24 protein-coding genes and 2 tRNA genes are annotated in these 22,567 nt (G+C 71.6%); 12 read left to right on the forward strand and 14 right to left on the reverse strand.

Translation table 11 applies throughout. The annotated features are described in order from the left end of the window. Positions 1-154: 154 nt before the first annotated feature. From nthA to ACGWYJ_RS06640, 5 genes are all read right to left on the reverse strand, one after another. Positions 155-778 (reverse strand): nitrile hydratase subunit alpha, encoded by a 624-nt coding sequence (gene nthA, locus ACGWYJ_RS06620; RefSeq protein ID WP_395104678.1) that lies wholly within the window; start codon positions 776-778, stop codon positions 155-157. Next, entirely contained in the window at positions 765-1,052 is a 288-nt protein-coding gene (locus ACGWYJ_RS06625) for an SH3-like domain-containing protein (protein WP_395104679.1), read from the reverse strand. The genes nthA and ACGWYJ_RS06625 overlap by 14 nt, the downstream gene beginning before the upstream one ends. Beyond that, a complete protein-coding gene (locus tag ACGWYJ_RS06630) occupies positions 1,045-1,308 on the reverse strand; it encodes a hypothetical protein (protein WP_395104680.1) in 264 nt (87 codons plus the stop codon). Before ACGWYJ_RS06630 ends, ACGWYJ_RS06625 begins: the two co-directional genes overlap by 8 nt. Before the next feature lie 58 nt (positions 1,309-1,366). Then, positions 1,367-2,221, reverse strand: a complete 855-nt coding sequence (locus ACGWYJ_RS06635; protein ID WP_395104681.1) for a glycerophosphodiester phosphodiesterase — start codon at positions 2,219-2,221, stop codon at positions 1,367-1,369. A 111-nt stretch (positions 2,222-2,332) separates the two neighbouring features. Beyond that, on the reverse strand, positions 2,333-4,120 hold the full coding sequence (locus ACGWYJ_RS06640; protein WP_395104682.1) for an adenylate/guanylate cyclase domain-containing protein: 1,788 nt from the start codon (positions 4,118-4,120) through the stop codon (positions 2,333-2,335). Between the two features lie 400 nt (positions 4,121-4,520). Between ACGWYJ_RS06640 and ACGWYJ_RS06645 the strand changes: the two genes are divergently transcribed. The 3 genes from ACGWYJ_RS06645 to ACGWYJ_RS06655 all read left to right on the forward strand — a co-directional run bounded on the left by ACGWYJ_RS06645 (position 4,521) and on the right by ACGWYJ_RS06655 (position 5,747). Beyond that, positions 4,521-4,598, forward strand: a tRNA-Asp gene (locus tag ACGWYJ_RS06645). Between the two features lie 18 nt (positions 4,599-4,616). Further along, positions 4,617-4,690 (forward strand) — tRNA-Phe (locus ACGWYJ_RS06650). Between the two features lie 622 nt (positions 4,691-5,312). Continuing rightward, positions 5,313-5,747, forward strand: coding sequence for a hypothetical protein (locus ACGWYJ_RS06655; RefSeq protein WP_395104683.1), 435 nt, complete (start codon positions 5,313-5,315; stop codon positions 5,745-5,747). Here the strand turns inward: ACGWYJ_RS06655 and ACGWYJ_RS06660 are convergent. From ACGWYJ_RS06660 to ACGWYJ_RS06700, 9 genes are read right to left on the reverse strand one after another with little or no spacing between them, the layout of a single operon-like run. Then, complete coding sequence (locus tag ACGWYJ_RS06660; protein WP_395104684.1) at positions 5,737-6,933, reverse strand: NAD(P)/FAD-dependent oxidoreductase; 1,197 nt, start codon at positions 6,931-6,933, stop codon at positions 5,737-5,739. The two genes, ACGWYJ_RS06655 and ACGWYJ_RS06660, sit on opposite strands and share 11 nt — an antisense overlap. Next, positions 6,930-7,901, reverse strand: coding sequence for an LLM class F420-dependent oxidoreductase (locus ACGWYJ_RS06665; protein ID WP_395104685.1), 972 nt, complete (start codon positions 7,899-7,901; stop codon positions 6,930-6,932). The genes ACGWYJ_RS06660 and ACGWYJ_RS06665 overlap by 4 nt, the downstream gene beginning before the upstream one ends. Further along, on the reverse strand, positions 7,898-8,716 hold the full coding sequence (hcaB, locus tag ACGWYJ_RS06670; RefSeq protein ID WP_395104686.1) for a 3-(cis-5,6-dihydroxycyclohexa-1,3-dien-1-yl)propanoate dehydrogenase: 819 nt from the start codon (positions 8,714-8,716) through the stop codon (positions 7,898-7,900). Before hcaB ends, ACGWYJ_RS06665 begins: the two co-directional genes overlap by 4 nt. 13 nt (positions 8,717-8,729) lie before the next feature. After that, the gene (locus tag ACGWYJ_RS06675) at positions 8,730-9,236 is read right to left on the reverse strand and encodes a 3-phenylpropionate/cinnamic acid dioxygenase subunit beta (protein ID WP_395104687.1); all 507 of its coding nucleotides are present in this window, start codon (positions 9,234-9,236) and stop codon (positions 8,730-8,732) included. Then, on the reverse strand, positions 9,233-10,534 hold the full coding sequence (locus ACGWYJ_RS06680; protein WP_395104688.1) for an aromatic ring-hydroxylating dioxygenase subunit alpha: 1,302 nt from the start codon (positions 10,532-10,534) through the stop codon (positions 9,233-9,235). The genes ACGWYJ_RS06675 and ACGWYJ_RS06680 overlap by 4 nt, the downstream gene beginning before the upstream one ends. After that, on the reverse strand, positions 10,531-10,878 hold the full coding sequence (locus ACGWYJ_RS06685; RefSeq protein ID WP_395104689.1) for a non-heme iron oxygenase ferredoxin subunit: 348 nt from the start codon (positions 10,876-10,878) through the stop codon (positions 10,531-10,533). Before ACGWYJ_RS06685 ends, ACGWYJ_RS06680 begins: the two co-directional genes overlap by 4 nt. Further along, entirely contained in the window at positions 10,868-11,710 is an 843-nt protein-coding gene (locus ACGWYJ_RS06690; protein ID WP_395104690.1) for a hypothetical protein, read from the reverse strand. The genes ACGWYJ_RS06685 and ACGWYJ_RS06690 overlap by 11 nt, the downstream gene beginning before the upstream one ends. A gap of 2 nt (positions 11,711-11,712) precedes the next feature. Then, a complete protein-coding gene (locus ACGWYJ_RS06695) occupies positions 11,713-12,024 on the reverse strand; it encodes a hypothetical protein (RefSeq protein ID WP_395104691.1) in 312 nt (103 codons plus the stop codon). After that, entirely contained in the window at positions 12,021-12,863 is an 843-nt protein-coding gene (locus ACGWYJ_RS06700) for an alpha/beta fold hydrolase (protein ID WP_395104692.1), read from the reverse strand. The genes ACGWYJ_RS06695 and ACGWYJ_RS06700 overlap by 4 nt, the downstream gene beginning before the upstream one ends. Positions 12,864-12,979: 116 nt before the next feature. Here ACGWYJ_RS06700 and ACGWYJ_RS06705 point away from each other — a divergent pair, with 116 nt between their 5' ends. The 9 genes from ACGWYJ_RS06705 to ACGWYJ_RS06745 all read left to right on the forward strand — a co-directional run bounded on the left by ACGWYJ_RS06705 (position 12,980) and on the right by ACGWYJ_RS06745 (position 22,459). Further along, positions 12,980-13,630: a TetR/AcrR family transcriptional regulator gene (locus tag ACGWYJ_RS06705; protein ID WP_395104693.1), complete on the forward strand. Its 651-nt coding sequence runs from the start codon at positions 12,980-12,982 to the stop codon at positions 13,628-13,630. 159 nt (positions 13,631-13,789) lie between these two features. After that, positions 13,790-15,331: a class I adenylate-forming enzyme family protein gene (locus ACGWYJ_RS06710; protein WP_395104694.1), complete on the forward strand. Its 1,542-nt coding sequence runs from the start codon at positions 13,790-13,792 to the stop codon at positions 15,329-15,331. Between the two features lie 191 nt (positions 15,332-15,522). After that, positions 15,523-16,392: an IclR family transcriptional regulator gene (locus ACGWYJ_RS06715; protein WP_395104695.1), complete on the forward strand. Its 870-nt coding sequence runs from the start codon at positions 15,523-15,525 to the stop codon at positions 16,390-16,392. 130 nt (positions 16,393-16,522) lie between these two features. After that, a complete protein-coding gene (locus ACGWYJ_RS06720) occupies positions 16,523-17,311 on the forward strand; it encodes an ABC transporter ATP-binding protein (protein WP_395104696.1) in 789 nt (262 codons plus the stop codon). Continuing rightward, positions 17,308-18,066: an ABC transporter ATP-binding protein gene (locus ACGWYJ_RS06725; RefSeq protein WP_395104697.1), complete on the forward strand. Its 759-nt coding sequence runs from the start codon at positions 17,308-17,310 to the stop codon at positions 18,064-18,066. Before ACGWYJ_RS06720 ends, ACGWYJ_RS06725 begins: the two co-directional genes overlap by 4 nt. Then, positions 18,063-18,950 carry a branched-chain amino acid ABC transporter permease gene (locus ACGWYJ_RS06730; RefSeq protein WP_395104698.1) on the forward strand — a complete coding sequence of 296 codons (888 nt, stop codon included), beginning with the start codon at positions 18,063-18,065 and terminating at the stop codon, positions 18,948-18,950. The genes ACGWYJ_RS06725 and ACGWYJ_RS06730 overlap by 4 nt, the downstream gene beginning before the upstream one ends. Further along, positions 18,943-20,055, forward strand: coding sequence for a branched-chain amino acid ABC transporter permease (locus ACGWYJ_RS06735; RefSeq protein ID WP_395104699.1), 1,113 nt, complete (start codon positions 18,943-18,945; stop codon positions 20,053-20,055). The genes ACGWYJ_RS06730 and ACGWYJ_RS06735 overlap by 8 nt, the downstream gene beginning before the upstream one ends. After that, positions 19,973-21,229, forward strand: coding sequence for an ABC transporter substrate-binding protein (locus ACGWYJ_RS06740; protein ID WP_395104700.1), 1,257 nt, complete (start codon positions 19,973-19,975; stop codon positions 21,227-21,229). Before ACGWYJ_RS06735 ends, ACGWYJ_RS06740 begins: the two co-directional genes overlap by 83 nt. Before the next feature lie 375 nt (positions 21,230-21,604). Next, a complete protein-coding gene (locus ACGWYJ_RS06745) occupies positions 21,605-22,459 on the forward strand; it encodes an MBL fold metallo-hydrolase (protein ID WP_395104701.1) in 855 nt (284 codons plus the stop codon). The last annotated feature ends 108 nt before the right edge of the window (positions 22,460-22,567 follow it).

A 22,567-nucleotide genomic window follows, 5' to 3' on the forward strand; every position in this document is an offset into this window, starting at 1 on the left:
GCGAGCCCGTAGCGACCTTGCGCGTCCGCCGATCAACCGTCCCCCCACCGGTGAGGTAACCACCTCGGGCGCGGCTCCGGGGTCGGGCGACGGGAGGCGATCGGCCAAGATCACCCAAAAACTCGGCCATCCGGCGGGGGGCGGGACGGCCGGGTCAGACGAGGGCGGTGCCGATCAGGCCCTCCCTGGTGACCAGGCCGGTCAGCCGCTCCTCGTCCAAATCCTCGGTGCCGTCCGGGCGGCGCGGCAGGACCATGTAGCGCGCCTCGGACGTGGAGTCCCAGACCGCGATCTCCACCTCGCCGGGCAGTTCGAGCCCGAACTCGGCGAGCACGGCACGCGGCTCCCGGACGACCCTCGACCGGTAGGCGTGACTCTTGTACCAGGACGGGGACGGGCCCAGCAGCGACAGCGGGTAGCACGAGCACAGCGTGCAGACGATCACGTTGTGGGTGTCCCGGGTGTTCTCCACGACCTGGAGGCGGTACCCCTGCCGGGCCGGGTCGCCCGGGGCGAGCCCGAGCTCGGCCACGGCCGCGTTCCCGTCCGCGAGCAGCAGTTCACGGAACGCCGGATCGGTCCAGGCCCGCGCCGCCAGCCGCGCCCCGTTCAGCGGCGAGGCGCGCTCCAGGAAGGTCCGCAGGAAGGAGTCCAGCTCCTCGTCCGTCGTCAGCCCGGCGGCGATCACCCGTTCCTCCAGCCGCCGCACCCGCGCGGCCACCGGCAGATCGGTGTGGGAGGCATGGTCGTGGGAGGCGGGGTCGTCAGCATGGCTCAAGGTAGGACTCCCAAAGGTCGACGGCCACGGTGTGCGTACCGGACCCCCACAGGTCGCGGGCCGCGAACCGGACGACATAGACGGTCTCGACGCGCGGCGGATCGATGCCGCGCGCCGTGTCGTCCGGCAGCGCGAACGCCCCGTGGGACAGGACGATCTCGCCCTGCTGCCCGCGCACGTACCGGGGCGCCCTGGTGTGGTGGTCGGGATCGACGGTGCGCACGCGCACCCGATCGCCCACCTCGTACGCCGCGGGCGCCGTACGGTCAGCCAAGGCCCTTCTCCTCCAGCAACGACTCCATGGCCATCAGCCACCGCTCGTAGTACGACGACTCCAGGTAGGTCTCCGGTGGCAGGTTCTCGATGGCGTCGCGGAACTCGTCCACGGTGAACGCACCGGCGCGCAGGAGCGCGGAGCTCATGGCGAACACGCGCGCCTCCCAGTCGGCGTGGAAGGGAGGCTCGTCCCCTACGACGACCGGCACGGGCCCGAAGCCCTGCTGGCCTCCCATGTCGTGGACTCGGCTCATGCGTCCGACGCTAGACCGCGCCGGGCGTCCGGCAAAGACCCATACCGGGCGGCGCCGGTCAGTCGTCCATGACGTCGTCGAGCACGTCCGGCCTGTTGGTGATGACGCCGTCCACACCGGCGGCGATGACGCGGCGCATCGCGGCGGCGCTGTCGACCGTCCAGGTGAACACCTCCATCCCCAGGTCGTGGACGGCGTCGACGTAGTCCTCGTCCACGGCGCTCTGCGGCGGGTTGATCAGATCGACGAACCGCGCCCGCTCCGGCAGGTCCGCGACCGGGGGCGCGCCGAGCAGGCCGAGCGGCACATCCGGCATGATCTCGTCGAACCGGCGCAGCGAGCCGGCCGCGAAGGACTGCACGACCAGCTCGGACGGGCTCAGCCAGGACGGGTGCCGCCGCAGCTCGTCCGCGATCCGCCGTTCGATGCCCGGGTAACGCTCGGGCGCCTTGATCTCCAGCAGCAGGCCGAGATCGGTGTCCCGGATCGCGCTCAGCGCCTCGCGCAGGGTGGGGACGCGCTCGCCCTCGTACCGATCCCCGAACCACGAACCGGCGTCCAGCTCGCGGATCTCCTCAAGCGTGAACGACGAGACGTCCCACGGGGACCGGTCCGGGTAGACCGACTCGGCGTCGGTCGTGCGGGCCAGCGTGACGTCGTGCATGAGCACCAGCTGGTGGTCCTTGGTCTCCTGAACGTCGATCTCGACCATGTCGGCGTCATGGACGTCCGCCAGCCTGAGCGCGGCGATGGTGTTCTCCGGCGCGTGGGCGGACGCGCCGCGGTGCGCGATGTTGACGACCTCCTCGTCCCAGGACAGGGCCGCCGCGACGGACGTCGACGCGGCGGGCGCGATCAGCATCATCGTGGCGGCGGCGAGCACGGCGACCGCGAGTCCGAGCCGTCCGAACATAGCCACCTCTTATGGCCAGGTACATGGCTATCCACTCTTCGTGCAGAGAACAATGCACAGAGTAATGAAATGGCGGGGATCAGAGCCATGACCACGACGCCCAAACTCGTGTTACTGCTGAACCTCGGCGTCGGCGTCCACCTCGGGGGCCGGGTTGGGCGGAGTGGCCTCACGCGCGCTGCGAATGATCCTCGGCACCGGGATGGACGGCGGGATCAGCCGTGGACGCCGGATACGCGGCCGGCGCGGCAACCTCAGGCGGCGCGCGGCCGACACCGCCGCCTCCGGGACCCCGTACACGACCGGCGGCGACACGCCGACCGTCTCCGCCACGGTCGTCGGACGCGGCGTGACCAGGTGGGTCGGACGGCGGCGTCCCCGTAACGCGACGGGCCTGCCGACCGCCCACGCCGCCGCCTCGCCCGCATGGGCCCGCTCATGGACCGTGCCCGACGCCAGCACCCGTCCCGGCGAGACCTTCGCCAGATCGCTCAGCCGGGAGGCCTCGTTCACCGGATCACCGATCACCGTGTACTCGAACCGCCGCTCGGCACCGATATAGCCGGCGACCACCGGCCCCGCCGACACGCCGATCCCCGCGTCCAACTGCGGCACCTCCGCGCGCAGCCGCCGCGCCAGCTCACGCGCGGCGCCCAGCGCGCTGCCCGCGGCGTCGTCCATCTCGGCGGGCGCACCGAAGATCGCCAGCGCGGCGTCGCCCTCGAACTTGTTGATCCAGCCGCCGTGCGCGGCCACCACGTCCACCACGACGCCGAAGAACCGGTTGAGCAGGCCCACGACCTCGTCCGGCGCGCGCGTCTCCGCCAGCCTTGTCGACCCGGTCAGATCGACGAACAGCACCGCCACCTCGCGGGTCTCCCCGCCGAGCTCGATGTCGCCGCGCTCGATCGCCAGCCCCGCGACCTCCTCGCCCACATGCCGTCCGAAGAGATCCCGCAGCCGCTCGTGCTCGCGCAGCCCGGCCACCATGTGGTTGAAGCCGACCTGGAGCCGTCCGACCTCGCCTGCGTCGTACACCGGGACCTCGGCGCGCAGATCACCCCGCTGCACCCGGCTCATGCCCTTGCGCACCGACTTGATCGGGTCCGCGATCGCCCGGGTCGCCATGTACGTCACCTGGAGCCCGACGATCAGCGCCGCCCCGCCCAGCCCCAGGATCGTCACGGCTAACTGCGTGGTGTCGATCCCCGGCGCGACCAGCGCCGCGACCGCCACGCAGATGAGCCCGAACACCGGGATGGCGGTCCCCAGCGCCCAGGCGAGCATCACCCGCGTCGTGACGCCGGGCAGCATGATCCCGCGCGGCCGCCCGTTCGGCTGCCCGCTGGCCAGCACCAGGGACGCCGCCGGACGCAGCACCCATTCCGACAGCAGGTAGACGATCGTGCACGTGGTCATCGCGCCCAGCAGGCAGGTCAGCCCGGTCTTCACCGCCAGCCGCGCACTGAACATCAGCAGATCGAGCACCGCCCACCCGGCGGCCCCGACCACCCACAGCCCCCCGACCAGCAGCGCCAGCCGGAACGGCCCGAGCAGAACCGCACGACGCTGCGTCTCGTCCGGTACGCCCCCCATCCGCGCGAGCCGTACGACGGGACGCCACAGACGCAACCCCAGCAGCAACGCGATCGGCCCCGCCACCAGCGGATAGCTGAAGAACGCCAGCGTGTTCACCTGGCGCACCCGATCCACGTCCGCCAGCGGAGGATCCGGCACCACGAACGTGGCGAACAACAGCACCACGCCCCCACCGCCGACGTTCGCGACCACCACGACGACGAACAGCACCCACCGGACCCGCAGCTCCAGACGCGACCGCGGCTTCCCGAGAACGTCCAGCCGGGCACCGATGCTGCGCGCCATCGCTCTGCCCGTCACCTGTGTCTCCAGCCCTCAGGGGGTCTGCGGACGCTCTCACTTTAGAGCGCCGCACCTCCGGAACACATGAGGATCACCGTACTATGTCGGTCGCCACAGGCACACGCGCATCACCTTCCGGTAACGCCGGAATGCCACTTTCCCCATCACCGCAGCTCAACCCCCTGTTTACCGCCCCGGGAAAACCACCCCCCACCTTTTAACAAACCGTGCCCACCCCCAAAATCCACCCCCAATACAGAACAACCGGCCCACCCTCCGCCCCCTCATACGCCCCACCCGTATCCGTTAACGAGTTGGCGCCGCCCTCGGCCATCGCGTATGCTTCCGGAGGTCGCCAAGAACCGGCCCAGCCCCGGTCGGGCGCACCCGTCCCGAGCGAGTAAGCTCGGACCAACGAGGTCCTGTGGAGCAGTTAGGAGTGCTCGCCACCCTGTCAAGGTGGAGGCCGCGGGTTCAAATCCCGTCAGGACCGCCAGACGCCAACCAGCGTCCTGGGCAGGTAGCTCAGTCGGTACGAGCGTCCGCCTGAAAAGCGGAAGGTCGGCGGTTCGACCCCGCCCCTGCCCACACCCGTAAGCATCATAAAGAGGCCCCCGACCAGCGCATACGCGGTCGGGGGCTTCTCTCGTGCTGTTTGGCCGTCACCGGCTCACGGCGGTTGATCGTGCCCAATACGCTGCAAGTGGGTGCGGCTGACCCGCGTGCCGCTCCAATCGGTGAAACCGTGCACGGGCGCTCTATCGTGCGCGGTGAGAGGGAGGATTTGTCAGCCGCGTGAGGCATGTGCGAGCGCATACATCGACTGGCCGTGCGCTCACTTCCCTGGCCCATGGGACGGCATGGCGGTGTGGGCTGACCGGCGTAGCTGTTGACCGCGATCAGCATCGCGGACTCGACGCGCGACGCCCTGCGTAGGGTCCTTGAGCAGGCAAGGCGTGATTCTGTACGGTCCGCCCACCAGCGGGAAGGACACCATCACCGCCGAGCTGACCCGGCAGGACGCCCGGTTCGCGTTGCTGCCGAAGCTCAAGACCGGCACGGGACGCACCGCCGGCTATCGCCTGGTCCCGATCGACGAGCTGGCCGCGCTGCGCGTCGCTGGCCGCTTGGTCGTGGAGACCCGCCGATACGGCAACATCTACGCGGTAGACCGATCAACGCCCTCACGCAGGCCGGGCAAGTTCCAGTTATGGGCAACCTCGCCGATCTGCACCGCCTACGCGCGTCGGTCCCGCTCGACTGGACGACCGTCCTGCTCTGGATCCCACGCGAAGTGTGCGTCCAGAGGGCCGCGAACGGAGAAGACTCCGACACCGCCAAGCGCCTGATCGCATGGGACGAGACGAAAACCGACCTTGACTCCGCCAACATCCCCATGCCGCATCCACACCGACCAGACCGAGCCCGGCGAGGCCGCCCAACGCATCATCAAGGCATCTGCCTCTGCGACCTGCTGAAGAACCTGCACGCCGAACCCGGCCTGCTACTGGCGGACGACGGGAAGCTGCACGTGGCCGTCCACCGCCAGCACCTGCCGCACCGAGTTGCTCGGCTTCGGTACGGCCGTCGTGTCTCCACCCGATTGGATCTGGAGGCCACATCCTCCAGCAGGGTCACGACTTGAGGTTGGCGGTTTGGTTCAGGCGGACGTTTGGGTCTGTGGCCCGGTCGGTGGAAAGGGGAACCTGGTCGGCGATGAGGTGTCGTGCGTCCCTCGCGGTGCGGGGGTCGTCGATGGAGAGTGCGGCGCGCAGGCGCGGGCCCTCGAACCACAGGGCCGCCCAAGGGGCCGCTCCTGCGGGGTTTCCACGCAGGACGAACGTGTCCGCCGGACGGTGATGGCCCACGTACTGGATTCGGTGTCCGAGTTGCTCCGACCAGAAGTAGGGCACCGGGTCGTAGGGCTCGGCGAGACCGAGGAGGTTGCGGGCCGCCGCTTGGCCGGAGGCCGCGGCGTGCTCCCAGTGTTCGACGCGGAGCCGGTCGCCGAACAGCCGGGAAGGCCAGCGGACGATGTCCCCGGCGGCGAAGACGCGACCCCGGCCTGCGCGGAGGGTCGCGTCGGCCTCGATGGCGCCGTCGAGGGCCGGCGGGACGCCGCTGCCGCGCAGCCAGGCGGTGGCCGGGCGTGCGCCGACCCCCATGACGACGAGATCCGCGTCGACGTGCCCGCCGGACGCCAGGTGCACGCCGCGTTCGTCGACCCGGTCGACCGGGGTGTCCAGGCGCAGGTCGATGTCGAGGTCGGCGTACCAGGGGATGAGGTGTCGAGCGAGCGCGGCGGGTAGCGCCCGCGCGAGCGGGGCGGACGCGGCGTCGATCACGGTGACCTTGAGGTTCAGCGCGGCGGCCCGGGTGGCGACCTCGTTGCCGATCCAGCCCGCGCCGACGACCGCCACGGAGGAGGCGGTGCGCAGAGCCTCCCGCAGGCGCAGCGCGTCGGACGCGGTGCGCAGCTCGTGGACGCGCGGCGACGGGTCGGCGAGCCGGACGGGGGAACTGCCCGTGGCGATGACGAGCCCGTCATAGGGTTCGGTGCCGGTCGTGGTCTCGACGGCGTCGGGGAGCAGCCGGAGGGCAGATGAGCCGGTGCGCACCTCGATGTCGTCGCTGATGCGAAGTGCGGTGTCGTCGACCGTCCCGGCGAGCAGTTCCTTTGACAGCGGCGGCCGATCGTAGGGCGGGCACGGCTCGTCGGTGAGCAGGACCAGGTCGCCGTCGTAGCCTTCGGCCCGCAGAGTGGTCGCGGCGGTGTGCCCGGCGAGGCCGCCGCCCACGACGACGATCCGGCGGAGGGCGGGCCGGTTCACGGTGTTCTCCAGGCGGCCAGGGTTCGCAGGGTGTGCTCACCCGCCGGGTCCTCGTCGGTGCAGCACGGCAGGACGGCGATCTCGTCGACGGCGTAGGACGCGAGCCGCGCGGCGACCTCCTCAGGCCCGCCGAGCGCCGCGACCGCGTGGACCAGGTCGTCCGGGACGGCGGCGAGCAGCTCGGACGGGTGGGGCCGGCTGCGTGCCAGGGCGACCACGTCGCCGAAGCCCGCCTCCTCGAACATTCGCGCGTACCCGGGTGCGGCAAGGTAGCCGACGACGGCCCGGCGGACCTGCTCACATGCCCGCGGGCCGCCGTCCACGGCCACCGGCACCCACGCCGCCACCGGAGGCGCGCCGGTGCCGGCCGCGTCGGCCTCGGCGCGCAGCCGCGCCGCGAGCCGTCCCGCCGACTCCGCCGTGACCAGGCTGACCACCATGCGGTCGGCGTGGCGGGCGGCCACGCGGATCGCCGCGGCCCCGAACGCGGCGATCGTGATGGGGGTGCGGGGCGCCGGGAGGCGCAGCCGGTAGTCCTGGACGCGGACGGTGCGGCCGTCGAAGGCCGCGCGCTCCCCGGCGAGCAGGTGCCGCAGGACCTCGGCGGATTCGGCGAGGGCCGCCGGTGGATCGCGGCGCTCGCGGCCGTGCCAGCGCTCCACGACGTGCGGGCTGGAGCTGCCGATCGCGACGCCGGCGGCACGGCCGGTCAGGTCGGCGAGGGACGCCGTCGCCATCGCGATCATCATGGGGTCGCGGACGGCGACCGGCAGCGGGCCGGGCGTCAGTGTGATCGAGGACGTCCGGGCGGCCACCGCGACCGCGAGGGCGAACGCGTCGTAGGTGGCCATCTCGCCGATCCACAGTTCCGGGAAGCCGAGGGCGTCGGCGAGGGCGGCCGTGTCCAGCGCCTCCCGCGGGGGCCTGTCCTGCCACAGCCCGAGCGATACCGTCAGCTTCGCGTTCATCGGTTGCCTTTCGATCGACGCGGCGCGCCGCGGACCTCGAGTCCGCCGTCGCTCGGCAGGATGGCACCCGTCATGAAGCCGGAGTCGCGCGGGTCGGCGAGCAGGACGTAGAGGCCGGCGTGGTCGGCGGGCTCGCTGACGAAGCCCAGCGGGATGTGCCGGCCGAGCCCGCCGACGTCGGCGTCCAGGCGCCGCTCGGCGGTGCCGAGCGCGGCCAGTCCGCCGAGCGCCGTCAGCGTCGCGCCCGGGGCCACGCCGTTCACCCGGACGTCGGGGGCCAGTTCGTGGGCGAGCTGGCGGACCAGCCCGACCACCGCGTGCTTGGACGCGACGTACAGGGCCCCGCCGCCGCCCGCGTACAGGCCGCTGGAGGAGACGGTGAAGATGAGGCTTCCGCCGCTGTCGCGCAGCGCGGGGAGCGCCGCGTTCGCGCCGAGCATGTAGCCGAGGACGTTCGTCTCGAACAGTTCGGCGAAACCGGCCATGATGCGGTCCTCGCCGAGTTCCTCGAAACGGGCCGAGTAGTCGTACACGCCCGCGTTGGCGACATAGGCGTCCAGGCGGCCGTGGACGTCGAGCGTGCGGGCCACCGAAGCGGCGTGCGCCTCGGGTGCCCTGACGTCACCGACCTCGACCGTGACCCGGTCGCCGTGGTCGCGGGTGAGCGCCTCGGCCCGGCGGGGGTCGCGTTCGAGAACACCCACGCGGGCTCCCTCGGCGACGTAGCGGTCGACGACGGCGCGGCCGATGCCGCTTCCGCCGCCGGTCACCAGCGCGACCCGGCCGTCGAGCCGTGTCGTACCTGTCGCGGTCATCTCGTGGCGTTCCCTAGAAGAAGGTGTTGATGTTCTTGGCGGGGAGGACGGCGTGCCGCAGGAGGACGAGCCGGCGGGCGATCCGCAGTTCGCCCGAGACCCGGCGCAGGACGTCCTCCCGCCGCCCGTACAGGGTCGCGGAGTCGGTGTCGCCCTGGCTCCGGTAGTTGACGATCACCGACCGGGCGAGCAGCTCGCCCGGCGTCTCCGCCAGCTCCACCTCGATGTTGGACACGACGTGCAGGTGCCGGGTCGCCGGGTCCTCCGCCCACGCGGTGGGCGCGGTGAAACGGATGACGCGGCGGCGCAGGTCCTCGATGCCGTCGTCGAAGTAGGCCATCCGGGACGGCGCGTTGGGGCCCTCCGCGTCGGACCGGCCCCGGTTCTCCACGCCGGGCACCCAGTAGTGCGCGTCCTCTGTGAAGAGGTCGAGCCATTCGGTGTACCGCTCCTCGTCGAGCAGCCGCGCCTCATAGGCGAGGAACGTCTGGACCTCCCAGTACGTCTCCATCGTGGTCATGACGCCACCTCGTCCCAGGTGCGGGCGCGGAGGAGCTGCGACCAGCGCCGGTAGAACGCCCGTTGGTTGGCGTCGTTGATCTGGCCGCGGTGCACGTTGCCGGGGAGTTCGGGGTGCTCGATCGCCGTACCGGACCCGAGGCCGTAGTACAGCCGCTGCCTCCGCGTCACCACGCCCTGGTTGGACCGGGTGGACAGCTCCCAGTTCTCGCCGTCGTCCATCTCGAAGACGCCGGACGGGGAGAAGGTCATCATGGCTCCCTTGCGCCAGGCGTCCTTCACCTCCTGCGGGGCGTTCCGGTTCACCAGGACCCAGGTGTGCAGTTCGGTGCGGTGTGGTCCCTTCGGCTGCCATGTCCGGAAGGTGTTCTGGCCGGGCAGGAACGAGAAGTTCGGGAACACGTTGACCGAGCTGATCGAGCCGACCATCCGCGCCCGCAGGGGGCCGAGCCGCTCGGCGAAGCGCTTCTCGTTGTCGCGCAGGTAGGCCATGACCAGCGGGTCGGCGAGGGTCGCGGCGTTCCCGACGCCGTCCAGGTTGAACTCCCAGCAGTGGCCGTTCACGTTGACGTGGTAGCTCTCGGCGTCTTCGGCGCCCAGTTCGGCGACGTCGCGGCCGAGCATGGCCTGCGCGCCGGACGCGTGGGTCCAGCCGGCGTGCAGCGCGTCGCCGGCGAAGTTCTCCGCCGCGATCTTCCAATTGCAGCCGAGGACGGACTTGATCGAGCCGCCCGCGAACTCCGTGCCGCCCTCGTCGTTGTCGAGCATCACGTCGAGGTAGAAGGCGAAGTCGCCGAGGTAGTCCCGCAGCGGCGGCGCGGCGGGGTCGAACGTGGCGAACACCAGCCCCTTGTAGGTGTCGAGCTGGGCGACGGGCGTGAGCCCGAGCCGGGAGCGGTCGAAGGTCGGCTCCCGGCCGAACGCCGCGGACTCGTGCACGCCGGTGAGCGCGCCGTCGAGGCCGAACGACCAGCCGTGATAGTTGCACACGAACCCGCGGGCCGTCCCCGCCTCGGCGGTGCACACGCGGTTGCCGCGGTGGGGGCAGCTGTTGAGGTAGGCGCCGATGGAGCCGTCCCGCCGCCGGACGACGAGCACGTTGTCCTCGCCCATCCAGGTGGTGAGGAAGGCCCCGGGCCTGGGCAGCTGGGACTCGTGGGCGACGAACAGCCAGCACCGGGCGAAGATCCGCTCCAGCTCCAGCTCGTAGAGGTCCCGGTCCCAGAAGACGCGGCGGTCGAGCCAGCCGTCGTCCAGGTCGTACAGCGCGAGCGGTTCGTCGTTCGGCACGCCGCTCATGCCGTCCTCCGCGCGAGGTACGCGACGACCATTCCGTCCTCGACGGCCGCTTGGTGCACGGCGAGCGGCTTGGACGCGGGGAAGCACAGGGCCTCGCCCGTGGCCAGGTCGAACTCCGCCCAGTGGACGGGGCAGACGACCCGGCCCTCCTCCAGGTCGCCCTCGCTCAGCGACGCCTCGGCATGGGTGCAGGTGTCGTCGGTGACGTGGATCGTGCCGTTCACGTTCGCGACCAGCAGCGGCCCCTCGTCGCCGACGGGGACGCGCAGCATCCGCCCGGGCGGCACGTCGTCCGCCGCGCACAGGACCGTGCGGCGTCCGGCGCTCTTGAGGTCAGCGGACATCGGCGGCCTCCAGCGGGACCAGCTCGGCGAACCCGAGACCCGTGATCCATTCCGGGACGGCCTCGTAGGCGATGACGTCCCCGCGGCAGGGACCCACGGCCGACATCGCCGCCACGAACGTGCGCACTTCGAGCGCTCCGTTCCCGGCCTGGGCCAGGATCTCGGCGTCGTCCAGGCCGGCCAGCGCGGCGGTGTCGCCGGCGGCGACGCGGTCGAGCACCATCCGGTCGAAGCCGGTGTCGACCCGGCCCATCTCGGCGGTCCCGACCCAGTGGCTGATGCCGCCGCTGCCGATGACGGCGACGCGCTCGTCGTCCCCGGCGGCCTCGACCGCCTCCCGGATCGCCTCTCCGGCGCGGGCGGCGCGGGCGAGCGGCAGCAGCGGCTCGACGCCGCAGGCGAGGTAGACGGGGATGACCGGCAGGCCGAGCGGCTCGGCGACCAGGTGGTACGGGATGACCACGGAGTGGTCCGCGGTGAACGTCGGCGCGACCGCCCAGTCGACGCCGTTCCGGTGCCCGTGCGCGGCGATGTGCCGGGCCAGCGGCGCGTTGTCCGGCAGCGGGCCGCGCGTCAGGCCGGGCAGCCGCTCGATCGGGCCGTCCAGGTCCCCGGTGGCGATGAGCAGCTGGGGCAGGCAGCCGGGGCCGAACAGAATGTAGTGGTCGGTGCCGATGATCACGACCGTGGTCGGGTCCAGCGCGGCGAGCCGCCGGGAGATCTCCCGGTACGCCTCGTGCACGCGGTCGCGCACCGGCGCGTCCGGGGCGTCCGGGTGCGTGAACATCATCGGGTCGTGGGGCAGCAGGAAGCCGCCGACGATCGCGCCCATGGTCAGTCTCCCTCCGGGTCACCGGACGCGCGGACGGGTCGCCGGGCGGGCGTCTCACCGCGCAGCCTGGCCAGGTAGGCCGGCGTGCCGCGCTCTCCCTTGGGCGCGAGCATCAGCCAGAAGCCCCATACGAGCATCGGGTTCGCGGGCAGCGCGGCGAGGCCGCGGACGTCCCGGTCGGCCAGCATCGCCGCCTCCTCCTCGGTCAGCCGGTACCGGTCGGCGAACCGGCCGGGGGATTCGATGAAGGTCTCCCGGGCGCGCCGGTCGACGTTCAGGTCGTAGAGCGCCTTCTCGACGCCGTTCAGGCTCATGGCAGCCTCCCGACGAAGTCGCGGACGAGGGCGATGAACGCGGCGGGCCGTTCGAGCTGCACCCAGTGGCCGCACCGCCCGAACACGTGGAGCTCGGAGTCCGGGATCGAGCGGGCGAGGCGCCAGCCGAGCTCCACCGGGATGACCTGGTCCTCGCGCCCGTGGACGATGAGCGTGGGCTTGCCGATCGTGCGGAGCCTGTCCTCGGGGACGCCTTTCACCGGCGTGTCCCCAGGGGCCGGTTCCGGGATCAGCTTCCGGTATGCCGCCTGGGCGCCGGGAACGGCGCTGGCCTCGTACCTCACCCGCACCATCTCGTCGGTGACCAGGTCCTTGTCGTACGGGAAGAGCCGCAGGACGGATCTCATCCGGTGCGGGTCGGGCTCGTAGTGCCAGCCCGCCCGGAGCCCCTCGGTCATCGTGAACGTGCCGGCGGGCGTGCCGAGCAGGACGAGGCCGTCCACGCGGGACGGGTCGCGCAGGGTGGCGGCCAGCGCGAGGCCGCCGCCGAAGCTGTTGCCCACGAGCACGGCGGACGGGATGTCCAGGGCGTCGAGGAACTCGAAGAGCCACCGTGTCCAGAGCTTGATCCCGTACTCGGCCCGTTCCTGGAAGACGGTCCCGCCGAACCCGGCGATGTCGGGGGCGAGCACCCGGTGGTCATCGGCGAGCGCGGGCAGCACCCCGGACCAGTTCGACCAGGCCGTCACGCCGGGGCCGGACCCGTGGAGCAGGACGACGGGCCGCCCGTCGCCGGCCTCGTGGTAGGCGGTCTGGTGCCCCGCGGCAGGGATCCGGTGCACCCGCGCGCCCTGGTCGAGGAGTCGGTCTCCCACCACGGCAACTCCCATTCATTCGATCGGTTAATCGATTTAATCGCGGACTGTACCAGCCCGGCCGCCGCGCCCGCAACGGCGGCCGATCGACCGATCGACCGGTCCGCTACCATCGGGACGTGGCACCAGAGGACACGGCACGGCGGGACCAGACCACGACGCGCAGGCGTCCGGGCCGCAGGCCCGGGCGCCGCAACGACGACTGGGAGGACAAGCGGCGCCGGATCCTCGACGTCGCCGCGGAGGTCTTCTTCGTCCGCGGCTACGACCGGGGCACGACGCAGGAGATCGCCGAGCGCGCCGGGATGAGCCAGCCGACGATCTACCACTACGTGGGCTCCAAGGAAGTCCTCATGTCGGAGATCGCCCGCCAGGTCGACCGCGACTTCACCAAGGCGCTGGACGACGCCTTCGCGGTGCCCGCCGACACGGCGACCCAGTTGCGCCGCATCATCGGCGCCTTCGTCCGCTCCCTCGCCATCAACCAGCGCACGTTCGCGGTGTACTGGAAGGAGTTCCGCGCCCTTCCGGAGGACGTCGGCCGCGAGGTCAGCGGGCACGAGCGTGACTTCGTCACCCGAGTCGAAGAGGTCGTCTCCCGCGCGCAGAAGGAGGGCGTCCTGCCGGCCGAGCACCCGACCCGGATCATCAGCGAGGGGATCCTGGGGATGATGAGCTGGATGCACTGGTGGTACAGGCCGGACGAGTTCGACCCCGATCAGGTCGCCGCCGCCTTCTGCGACCTGATCGGCCTGCCGACCGGGAACTGACGGCCCCCGCTCCCCTTCGGGCACCACCGCTGTGAACTGGGCTATTGACGTTCTATCGATAGACCGATAGAAAAAAGCACTCCGGTTGAGAGGAGTGCAGCCATGCATGCCCTGGATGGAACCGTCCCCTCGAGCACGCGCGGGCATAGGCCGGACACGATGGTCGCCGCGCTCCGCGACGCGGTCGCCCTGGCCCCCGGCCGTATGGCCGTGGCGTGCGGAGCCGAGACGCTGACCTACGCCGAGTACGGCAGGGCGGTCGACGCCCTCGCCGCGCGGCTCGCCGCGGCGGGCGCGCGCGGAGCGACGGTCGCGATCGCCATGCCCAACAGCCCCCGGATGGCGGTGGCGATCTTCGCGGTGTGGACCGCGGGCGGGAGCATCGCCTGCCTCAACCCCGGCTACACCACGGCGGAGCTGGTCCCCCTGCTGAAAGGGGCCGCGCCCGCGTTCGTCCTCACCGACGCGGAGGCCACCGCGGCAGGTCCGCTCGCGGCCGCCGCCGAACTGGGCCTGGACGTCCTGCGGGTCACCGACGCCGACCTTCGCCCGGCCGGCCCTCCGGACCCGGCGGTCCCGGCGGAGGGCCCGGCGCCCGGCGACATGGCCGCGGTGCTGTTCACCGGCGGCACCACCGGTCTGCCGAAAGGCGTGGAGTACACCCACGAGACGCTGCTGACCACGATCGAGGGCGCCGAGATGTGCTGGCCGACGCGCCCGGAAGAGGAGACCTGGCTCAACGTGGCGCCGATGTTCCACATCTGGGGCCTGGCGGTCGGTTTCCTGCATGCCATCTACCGCCGTGGCGGGCTCGTGATGGTGCCGCGGTTCGTCCCCGCGACGGTCGTGGCGGAACTGGAACGGCACCGCGTGACGATCTTCAGTGGCGGACCGGCGGCCATCTACGGCGGCGTCCTCGCCGTCCCCGAGCTCTCCGGCGCCGACCTGACGGCGCTGCGCCTGTGCCAGGGCGGCGGCTCGGCCATCCCCGCCGACCTGCAGGAGCGCTGGCAGGCGGCCACCGGGCGGCCGATCTACGAGGCGTACGGGATGACGGAGCTGGCACCGATCACCTACAACCCGGTCGGGCGGCCGCCGCGCCCCGGCTCGGTCGGGATCCCCTCCCCCCTCGTCGAGGTGGAGGTCGTCGACCTCCAGACCGGCACACCCGTTCCTCCCGGGGAGACCGGCGAGATCAGGGTCAAGGCCGCCCACATGCTGCGCCACTACCGCGGCCTGGACGGCGAGATCATCCCCGCGCACCGGGACGGCTGGTTCCCCACCGGGGACATCGGGCGCTTCGACGACGACGGCTACCTGCGCATCGTCGACCGGGTGAAAGACATGATCATCGTGGGCGGCTTCAACGTCTACCCCCGCGAGATCGACGACACGCTCCTCTCCCACCCCGCGGTGGCCGAGTCCGCCACCATCGGCGTCCCGGACGAGCGGAAGGGCGAACGGCCCGTCACGTTCGTGTCGACCACGCCGGGCACGCCGGTCGACGTCAGCGACCTCGAACGCCACTGCGCCGAGCACCTCACCGCGTACAAGCAGCCGTCCCGGATCCTGGTCCTGCCCGAACTGCCGCGGACACCCGCCAACAAGATCGACCGGATCGCGCTGCGCGACCACCCCGTGCTCGCGTCCGTCGAGACGAAGGACGGGCGGACCACCGGCACGGTCGCCGAGCCCCGCTGAGAGAACGCGGACGGGCGGGTGCCCGCTGCACGGCACCCGCCCCGGATCGCACAGGAGTGCTGTCTCCTCCGGCTCCCTTTCCAGACCACCGACGAAACAGGCCGGCGCACGCCACGGACGGTCCGCCGACGAGATCCCGCAACGCGCCGGCACGCGCGGCAAGCCGGACGGCCTGATGGAAGTGATCACTCATGGCGGGCGGACCTCTTCGACAAGGCGTCGCAGCGAACGGCGGCGGACCGCGGGCGGCCGACCGGGACTCCCTTCTTTCCCTGGTCACCGCCGCGGAGAACACCTGCGAGGACAGGCGGACGGCGGTCGACAAGGCCGTCATGCTGCTGAAATCGATCGCCGAGCACGGCACCGAGATCGCGGGGAGCGAGCTCGCCCGGCACACGCGGTTGAGCAAGTCCACCACCTTCCGGCTGCTCGGCATCCTGGAGCGCAACGGGCTCGTCGAGCGGGCGAGCGGCGGCTACCGGCTCAGCCTGCGGCTGCTCGACATCGGCACACGCGCCTACGGCCCAACGCCCCGCCTGCTCCGTGAACGGCTGCTCCCCCACCTGGTGGACCTGTACGAGATGACGCACGAGACGGTCCATCTCGCCGTGCTCGACCGCACCGAGGTCCTGTACGTCTACAAGCTCCACGGGCACCGGGCGGCCCGCGCACCGTCCGAGATCGGGGGCAGGATGCCGGCGCACTCCACCGGCATCGGGAAGGCCCTGCTCGCCTTCGACTACGACGCGGCCGAAGCCGTCCTCGAGGAACCCCTTGCCGCGTACACGCCATACACGATCCGCACTCCCGAGGAACTGCGGCGGGAACTGCGGCGCGTCGCGGAGAACGGGATCGCGTTCGACCGCCAGGAGACCGTGGTCGGCCTCAGTTGCGTGGCGACCCCCATTCTGGGCGCCGGGGGACGGCCGATCGCGGCGCTCTCCGTCGCCACCACGGACCGCGGGTTCGACCCGGGCCGGATCGCCCCGGCGCTGCGGCGGGTCGCGCACCAGGCGTCACGCACGTTGTCCGCCACGACGAGACTCCCGCGGCGGCCCTAGCCCTCTGCTCACACCTGGCATGCCCGCACGCGTGCCACATAGCGGCACAACCGCTTTCTCCATTTTGTGCGCTCCTTCACAGTCGGTCTCCAGAACAGCCAGGTACTCCCGTGGAGGAGGGCTTGTCCAGATGCTGAAAGTCACGGACCTGACCGTGCGGTACGGACCGCACATGACCGCTCTCAGACGATGCACGCTCACGTGCCGCGCCTCGGGGGTGGTGGCGGTGCTCGGCAGCAACGGAGCGGGCAAGACGACGCTGATGCGGGCGATCTCCGGGGTGCTCGACCATCACGGCGGTCGCATCGCGCAGGGGCACATCGGCTTCCGCGGGGAGGTGATCAGCGGCCGTGACCCGGCCGCCATCGTGGCGGCGGGGGTCGTCCAGGTCCCCGAGGGCCGGCGGGTCTTCACGGAGATGACCGTGGAGGACAACCTGCGGGCTGGAGCGGTGCGGGCGGGTTCGCGGGCCGTGCGCGCCCAGGCGTACGACCGCGTGTACACCCTGTTCCCGGTCCTGGCCGAACGCCGCGCGCAGCGGGCGAGCCTGCTGTCGGGCGGCGAGCAGCAGATGCTCGCCATCGGCCGGGGCCTGATGTCGGAGCCGGACCTGCTGCTGCTCGACGAGCCGTCGCTCGGGCTCGCCCCCAAGATGGTCGCGCACATCGGACGGGTGATCTCCGAGATCCAGGAGCAGGGCACCGCCGTGCTGCTGGTCGAGCAGAACGCGGCCATGGCGCTGTCGATCGCCGACCACGCCTACGTGATGGAGGCCGGGACGGTGGTGCTCGAAGGCTCCCCCGCCGAGCTGGAGGCGTCCGACAAGGTGCGGGCCAGCTACCTCGGGGACCCCCACGCGCCCGAGACCGAGGCCGCGGCGACCCACGAGGGACGCCCGCTGAGCGTGTGGGCGTCATGAGGCTCAGCCTGCGGGAGGTCCGCCTGCGCTTCGGCGGCGTGCAGGCGCTCGACTCCGTCTCCTTCGATGTCGAGCCCGGCAGCGTGCACGCGGTGATCGGGCCGAACGGCGCGGGCAAGAGCTCGTGCTTCAACGCCATCTCAGGTCTCTACGCGGTCACCGGTTCGATCCGCCTCGGCGACCAGGAGCTGACCGGGCTCCCGCCGCACGTCATCGCCGGGCTGGGCGTCGCGCGCGCGTTCCAGAACATCGCGCTCGGCGGCGCGGACACCGTGCTGGACAACCTCATGGTCGCCCGGCACCACCTCACCCGGGCCGGGTTCGCGGCCACCGCCCTCAACCTGCGCCGCGTCCGCCGCGAGGAGAGCCGGCACCGCCGGCGGGTCACCGAGATCGCGGAGTTCACCGGGCTGGCGGACGAGCTGCACCGCCCGGTCGCCGAACTGCCCTACGGCGTCCGCAAGCGGGTCGAGTTCGCCCGCGCGCTCGCGGCGGAACCGCGGGTGCTGCTGCTGGACGAGCCCGTCGCCGGCATGACCCACCACGAGAAGGCGGCCACCGTCGCGCTGATCCGGCGGACGCGCGAGTCGCTCGGCGTCTCGGTGGTCCTCGTGGAACACGACATGCCGCTCGTCATGGGGCTGGCGGACCGGATCACGGTGCTCGACTTCGGCCGGGTCATCGCGGACGGGCCGCCGGACCACGTCCGGACGCATCCGGACGTCCTCCGCTCCTACCTGGGAGAGCACTCATGAGCCGGCTGTTGGAGCTCGCCGTCATCGGCGTCTCGCTCGGGTCCATCTACGCGCTCGTCGCCGTGGGCTTCGCGGTCATCTTCAAAGGCACCCGGGTGGTGAACTTCGCCCAGGGCTCGGTCCTGCTGCTCGGCGCCTACGTCGTCGCGGTGCTGTCCAAGAGCACGGGCTTCTGGCCCGCGCTCGGCATCGGGCTCGCGGCCGGCGCCCTGTGCGGCCTCGTGATGTACGGGCTGGTGAGCCTGGTCCCGCAGGGCGACCACATGACGCTGTCGATCCTCACCATCGGCGCGGACGTCCTGCTCGCCACCGAGCTCGCCCGCCGCATCGGCTCGCGGGTGATGCCGACAGGGGACCCGTGGGGGGACGGGGTCGCACGGCTCAGCGGCCTGGTCGTGCCCCACTCCCGCATCGCCGCCCTGCTGTCGGCGCTGCTGGTGATCGGGCTGCTGTTCGCGGTGTTCCGGCGCACCGCCTGGGGCGTCTCCTGGCGCGCGGCCGCGGCGGATCCCGAGGTGGCGACGCTCATGGGCATCCGGCTGCGGCGCGTCCGCGCGACCTCCTGGCTGATCGGCGGCGCGCTCGCCACGCTCGCGGGGCTCTTCCTCGTGGCGTTCCCGAGCACCGGGGTGGAGGCGCACACGGGGCTGCTGGCGCTGCGCGCCATCCCGGCCGTGATCATCGGCGGGCTGGACTCCCCCGAGGGCGCCGTGCTGGGCGGCGTGGCGGTGGGCGTCACCGAGACGCTGGTCGCCGGATACGCCGACGAGCTGGGCGTGCTCGGCCAGGGCGCCGGCGACGTGACGCCCTACCTGCTGATGATCCTCGTTCTGCTGTGGCGGCCGTCCGGGCTGTTCGGGAGCAGGGAGGCCGTACGTGTCTAGGTTCCCGCGCCTCGCCGGGACGGCCGCGGTGGCCGCGGTCCTGCTCGCCGTCCCCTACTACCTCGACGCGTTCTGGCTCCAGGCCGGCGCGTTCGCGATGGCCGCGATCATCGGCGCGATCGGGCTTACCGTCCTGGTGGGCTCGGCCGGGCAGCTCTCGCTGGCGCACGCCTTCTTCCTGGCCGTCGGGGCGTACGGCTACGCCTTCCTCGCGGGCGAGCCCGCCGGCGGGTCCGCCGGCGCCGCGCCGACCGGCGCCGGTCTGCCGCCCCTGGCCGCCGCGCTGCTCGCCATCGCCCTCGCGGGGTGCGCCGGGCTGGCGTTCAGCCCGGTCGCGGGACGGCTGAGCGGCCTCTACCTGGGGGTCGCCTCGCTCGGGCTGGTGTTCCTGGGGCAGCACGTCCTGTTCAACGCCCGGCCCGTCACGGGCGGCTACAACGGGCGCTCGATCCCCGAGCTGTCCGTCCTCGGGTTCCAGCTGAGCGGCGACGAGCCCGAGCTGGTGCTGCTCGGAGTGCCGTTCGGGGGCAGGGAGCGCCTCTGGTACGTCGCCCTCGGCTGCACCGTGGCCGTCTACGTCGCCGCGCGGCGGATCGTCCGCGGGAGGCCAGGCCGCGCCATGCGGCTCATGCGGCAGAACGAGATCGCCGCCGCCTGCATGGGCGTGCCGCTGCGCCGCTACCGGGCGGGCGCGTTCGTGTTCTCCGCCATGTACGCCGGGCTCGCCGGGATCCTGCTCGCGCTCACCGCGCGCCGCGTCGTCCCCGACCACTTCGGCCTCGTCCTGTCGGTCGAGTACCTCGCGATGGTCGTCATCGGCGGACTGGGCTCGGTCCGGGGCGCCGCCGTGGGCGCCGCCTTCATCACGGGCCTGCCCCTCGTCCTCTCCCACTACAGCGGCGCGATCGGGCTCTTCGCGGAGCCCGGCCAGGGCGGCCTCGACGCCGCCACCGCCGTCCGCATGCTCTACGGCGCGGCCATCGTCGCGTTCGTCGTCAGTTCGGCCAAGAAGGGAAGACCCAATGCGATCACGACCGTACTGGACCGTGCTCGGCGCGCTCTGCCTGGCGGTCCTCGCCTCGGGCTGCAGCGGCAAGGCCGCTGAGGGCGGTGACGGCGCGGGCGCCGACGGCGTCAGGACCGGGCCCGGCGTCAGCGCGAAGACGATCCGGCTGGGCGCGATGAGCGACCTGTCCGGCGCCGTCTTCGGGCCGCTCGGCCGTACGCAGATCCGGGGCAACCAGCTCTACATCGACAAGGTCAACGCCGCCGGCGGCATCTGCGGACGCCGGCTGGAACTGGTGGTCAAGGACCACGGCTACGACGTCCAGAAGGCCACCGTGGCGTTCAGCGAACTGGAGCCGGACGTGCTCGCCATCACGCACCTGCTCGGCTCGCCGATGACCGCCGCGCTCGAACCGGAGATCAAGGCGAAGAAGGTGCTCACCGTGCCGTCCTCGTTCGCCTCCTCCCTGCTGAAGAGCGGCTACCTGGCGGTGCTGGGCACCACCTACGACATCGACATGATCAACGGCTTGGACTACTTCGTGCGGGAGGGCAGGCTCGCCAAGGGCGACACGGTCGGCCACATCCACTTCGAGGGCGAATACGGTGAGAACGCGCTCAAGGGGAGCACCTGGGCGGCGGAGCGGCTCGGCCTGACGGTGCGAGGCGTCCAGATCAAGGCGACCGACGCGGACCTCACCGCCCAGGTCACCAGGCTGAAGTCGGAGGGCGCCAAGGCGATCCTGCTCAGCGCCTCCGCCCGCCAGACGGCGTCCGTCATCGGCGTGACCCGCTCGATCGGCATGGACGTGCCGGTCCTGACACAGGCGCCCGGCTTCGACCCCGCCCTGCTGGACACCCCCGTCCGCGACGGTCTGGAGAAACACCTGACCGTCCTGACGTCCTACGCTCCCTACGGGGCGGACGCCCCCGGTCCGAAGGAGGTGGCCGCCGCGTTCGAGGCGAAGCATCCGGACGCCAAGGCCGACGCGCTGGTCGGCTACGGCTATGTCTCCGCCCAGGTGATCGGCGAGGTGCTGAAGCAGGCGTGCGCGGACAAGAACCTGACCCGCGAGGGGGTGCGGGCCGCCTACCGGAAGCTGAAGAGCGTCGACACCGGCGGTCTGATGGCCCCGATGGACTTCACCGTCCCGGGCGCGCCCGCATCGACCCAGACCTTCATCACCAAGGTCGACGCATCGGTCAAGGGCGGCCTCGTCCCGGCCACGGACCTCTATCGCGCCAAGATCACCCCGGACTACAGGCCGAACTGACCGGCGCTCCGGCCGAAGCGTTCACAGACCACGGCGTTCCCGACCAGATCGCGGGAGGGAGCGCCGTGGTCGTCCCTTACCACCGCCGACCATGCCTTTCGAGGTTCGCCGAAGGGTGGGCAGGCCACGATTGTGGATCGGCGGGGCCGCCGCCCTGGTCGCGGCAGACATCGGTTGCGGGGTGGATAGCGGACCCAGGGCCATGAACGGGGATCGTTTCGCCCCCTGAGCGGGCAAATCTCAGCTCCCGACTGCTGCCATCCGGCGCTCGGAGGGCACCTTCTCCTTCGCAACGCCTGAGCGCTTCGGCATCTCGCTCGTGTGCGTCGGCCGCGACGGCCGAGGCCAGTCCATACCGATCGGCGAAGGAAGTACATGTCCACGCAGGATGCCCTCGGTTACGAGATCTTCATCTCCGACCCGATCCCGTTGAATATCCGCGAGCCGGTTCCCAACGGCGACCGGCGCATGTTCTCCCCGCTGTCCACCACGTTGGTGTACGGCGAGCAGGACGCCGTCCTCGTCGATCCGCCGATGACCTATGACCAGGCCGGCCCTGTAGGCGACTGGATCGAGGCGTCGGGCACGTCGGTCACGTACATCTTCGTCACCCACGGGCACGGCGACCACTGGTTCGCCACGGGTCCGCTCGTGGAACGGTTCCCCGGCATCAAGGTCGTCGCCGGCGCGGGGACCATCGCGGCGATGAATCGGCATGCCTCCCCCGAGGTCCGAGCCGCGATCTGGGACAAGTCCTTTCCTGGGCAGATTCCCACGACGCCCGTCCACGCCGAGACCGTGCCGGACAATCGCTTCCAGCTCGAAGGCCATGATCTGGCCATCGTGGAGGTGGGGCACAGCGACACCGACGACACCTCGGTCCTGCACGTCCCCGACCTCGACCTGGTGGTGGCGGGCGACGTCATCTACAACGGCGTTCACCAATACCTCAGCGAGTCCGCCGGCGGAGGGCTGGAACGCTGGCAGTCCGCCATTGGCATCGTCGAAGACCTCCGTCCCCGCTGGATCGTCGCAGGCCACAAGAACAAGGCCCTCGACGATGAAGCGCAGCGCCTCATCAGGGAGACCCGCGCTTACCTGCGCGCCGCCGGGGAACTGCTTCCCCGTTGCGACAACGCCCTGGACTTCTTCAACGCCATGCTTGAGCGCTTCCCCGAGCGGCTGAACCCGGGTGCCCTGTGGTCCGGAGCCCAGGCCCTCTACAAGTGAGGAAGTGCTTGAGGTCCGGGGTGTGAACCTGGCCGTCCCTTCTCTGCCGGAGAGGGACCTCCCCGCCCTGCGAGAAGTCAGAGAGGAAGTCCGCCGACTCGTCTCCAG

The organism is Actinomadura sp. SCN-SB (assembly GCF_043906805.1).
GTDB lineage: Bacteria > Actinomycetota > Actinomycetes > Streptosporangiales > Streptosporangiaceae > Spirillospora.

Coding starts and splice junctions, on each gene's coding strand:
- hcaB (WP_395104686.1), bottom strand. CDS start 8,716: ATGACCGCGACAGGTACGACACGGCTCGACGGCCGGGTCGCGCTGGTG.
- ACGWYJ_RS06730 (WP_395104698.1), top strand. CDS start 18,063: ATGAGCCGGCTGTTGGAGCTCGCCGTCATCGGCGTCTCGCTCGGGTCC.
- ACGWYJ_RS06695 (WP_395104691.1), bottom strand. CDS start 12,024: ATGAGCCTGAACGGCGTCGAGAAGGCGCTCTACGACCTGAACGTCGAC.
- ACGWYJ_RS06720 (WP_395104696.1), top strand. CDS start 16,523: ATGCTGAAAGTCACGGACCTGACCGTGCGGTACGGACCGCACATGACC.
- ACGWYJ_RS06725 (WP_395104697.1), top strand. CDS start 17,308: ATGAGGCTCAGCCTGCGGGAGGTCCGCCTGCGCTTCGGCGGCGTGCAG.
- ACGWYJ_RS06690 (WP_395104690.1), bottom strand. CDS start 11,710: ATGGGCGCGATCGTCGGCGGCTTCCTGCTGCCCCACGACCCGATGATG.
- ACGWYJ_RS06680 (WP_395104688.1), bottom strand. CDS start 10,534: ATGAGCGGCGTGCCGAACGACGAACCGCTCGCGCTGTACGACCTGGAC.
- ACGWYJ_RS06635 (WP_395104681.1), bottom strand. CDS start 2,221: ATGTTCGGACGGCTCGGACTCGCGGTCGCCGTGCTCGCCGCCGCCACG.
- ACGWYJ_RS06675 (WP_395104687.1), bottom strand. CDS start 9,236: ATGACCACGATGGAGACGTACTGGGAGGTCCAGACGTTCCTCGCCTAT.
- ACGWYJ_RS06740 (WP_395104700.1), top strand. CDS start 19,973: ATGCGATCACGACCGTACTGGACCGTGCTCGGCGCGCTCTGCCTGGCG.
- ACGWYJ_RS06630 (WP_395104680.1), bottom strand. CDS start 1,308: ATGAGCCGAGTCCACGACATGGGAGGCCAGCAGGGCTTCGGGCCCGTG.
- ACGWYJ_RS06655 (WP_395104683.1), top strand. CDS start 5,313: ATGGGCAACCTCGCCGATCTGCACCGCCTACGCGCGTCGGTCCCGCTC.
- ACGWYJ_RS06665 (WP_395104685.1), bottom strand. CDS start 7,901: ATGAACGCGAAGCTGACGGTATCGCTCGGGCTGTGGCAGGACAGGCCC.
- ACGWYJ_RS06710 (WP_395104694.1), top strand. CDS start 13,790: ATGGTCGCCGCGCTCCGCGACGCGGTCGCCCTGGCCCCCGGCCGTATG.
- ACGWYJ_RS06685 (WP_395104689.1), bottom strand. CDS start 10,878: ATGTCCGCTGACCTCAAGAGCGCCGGACGCCGCACGGTCCTGTGCGCG.
- ACGWYJ_RS06715 (WP_395104695.1), top strand. CDS start 15,523: ATGGCGGGCGGACCTCTTCGACAAGGCGTCGCAGCGAACGGCGGCGGA.
- ACGWYJ_RS06745 (WP_395104701.1), top strand. CDS start 21,605: ATGTCCACGCAGGATGCCCTCGGTTACGAGATCTTCATCTCCGACCCG.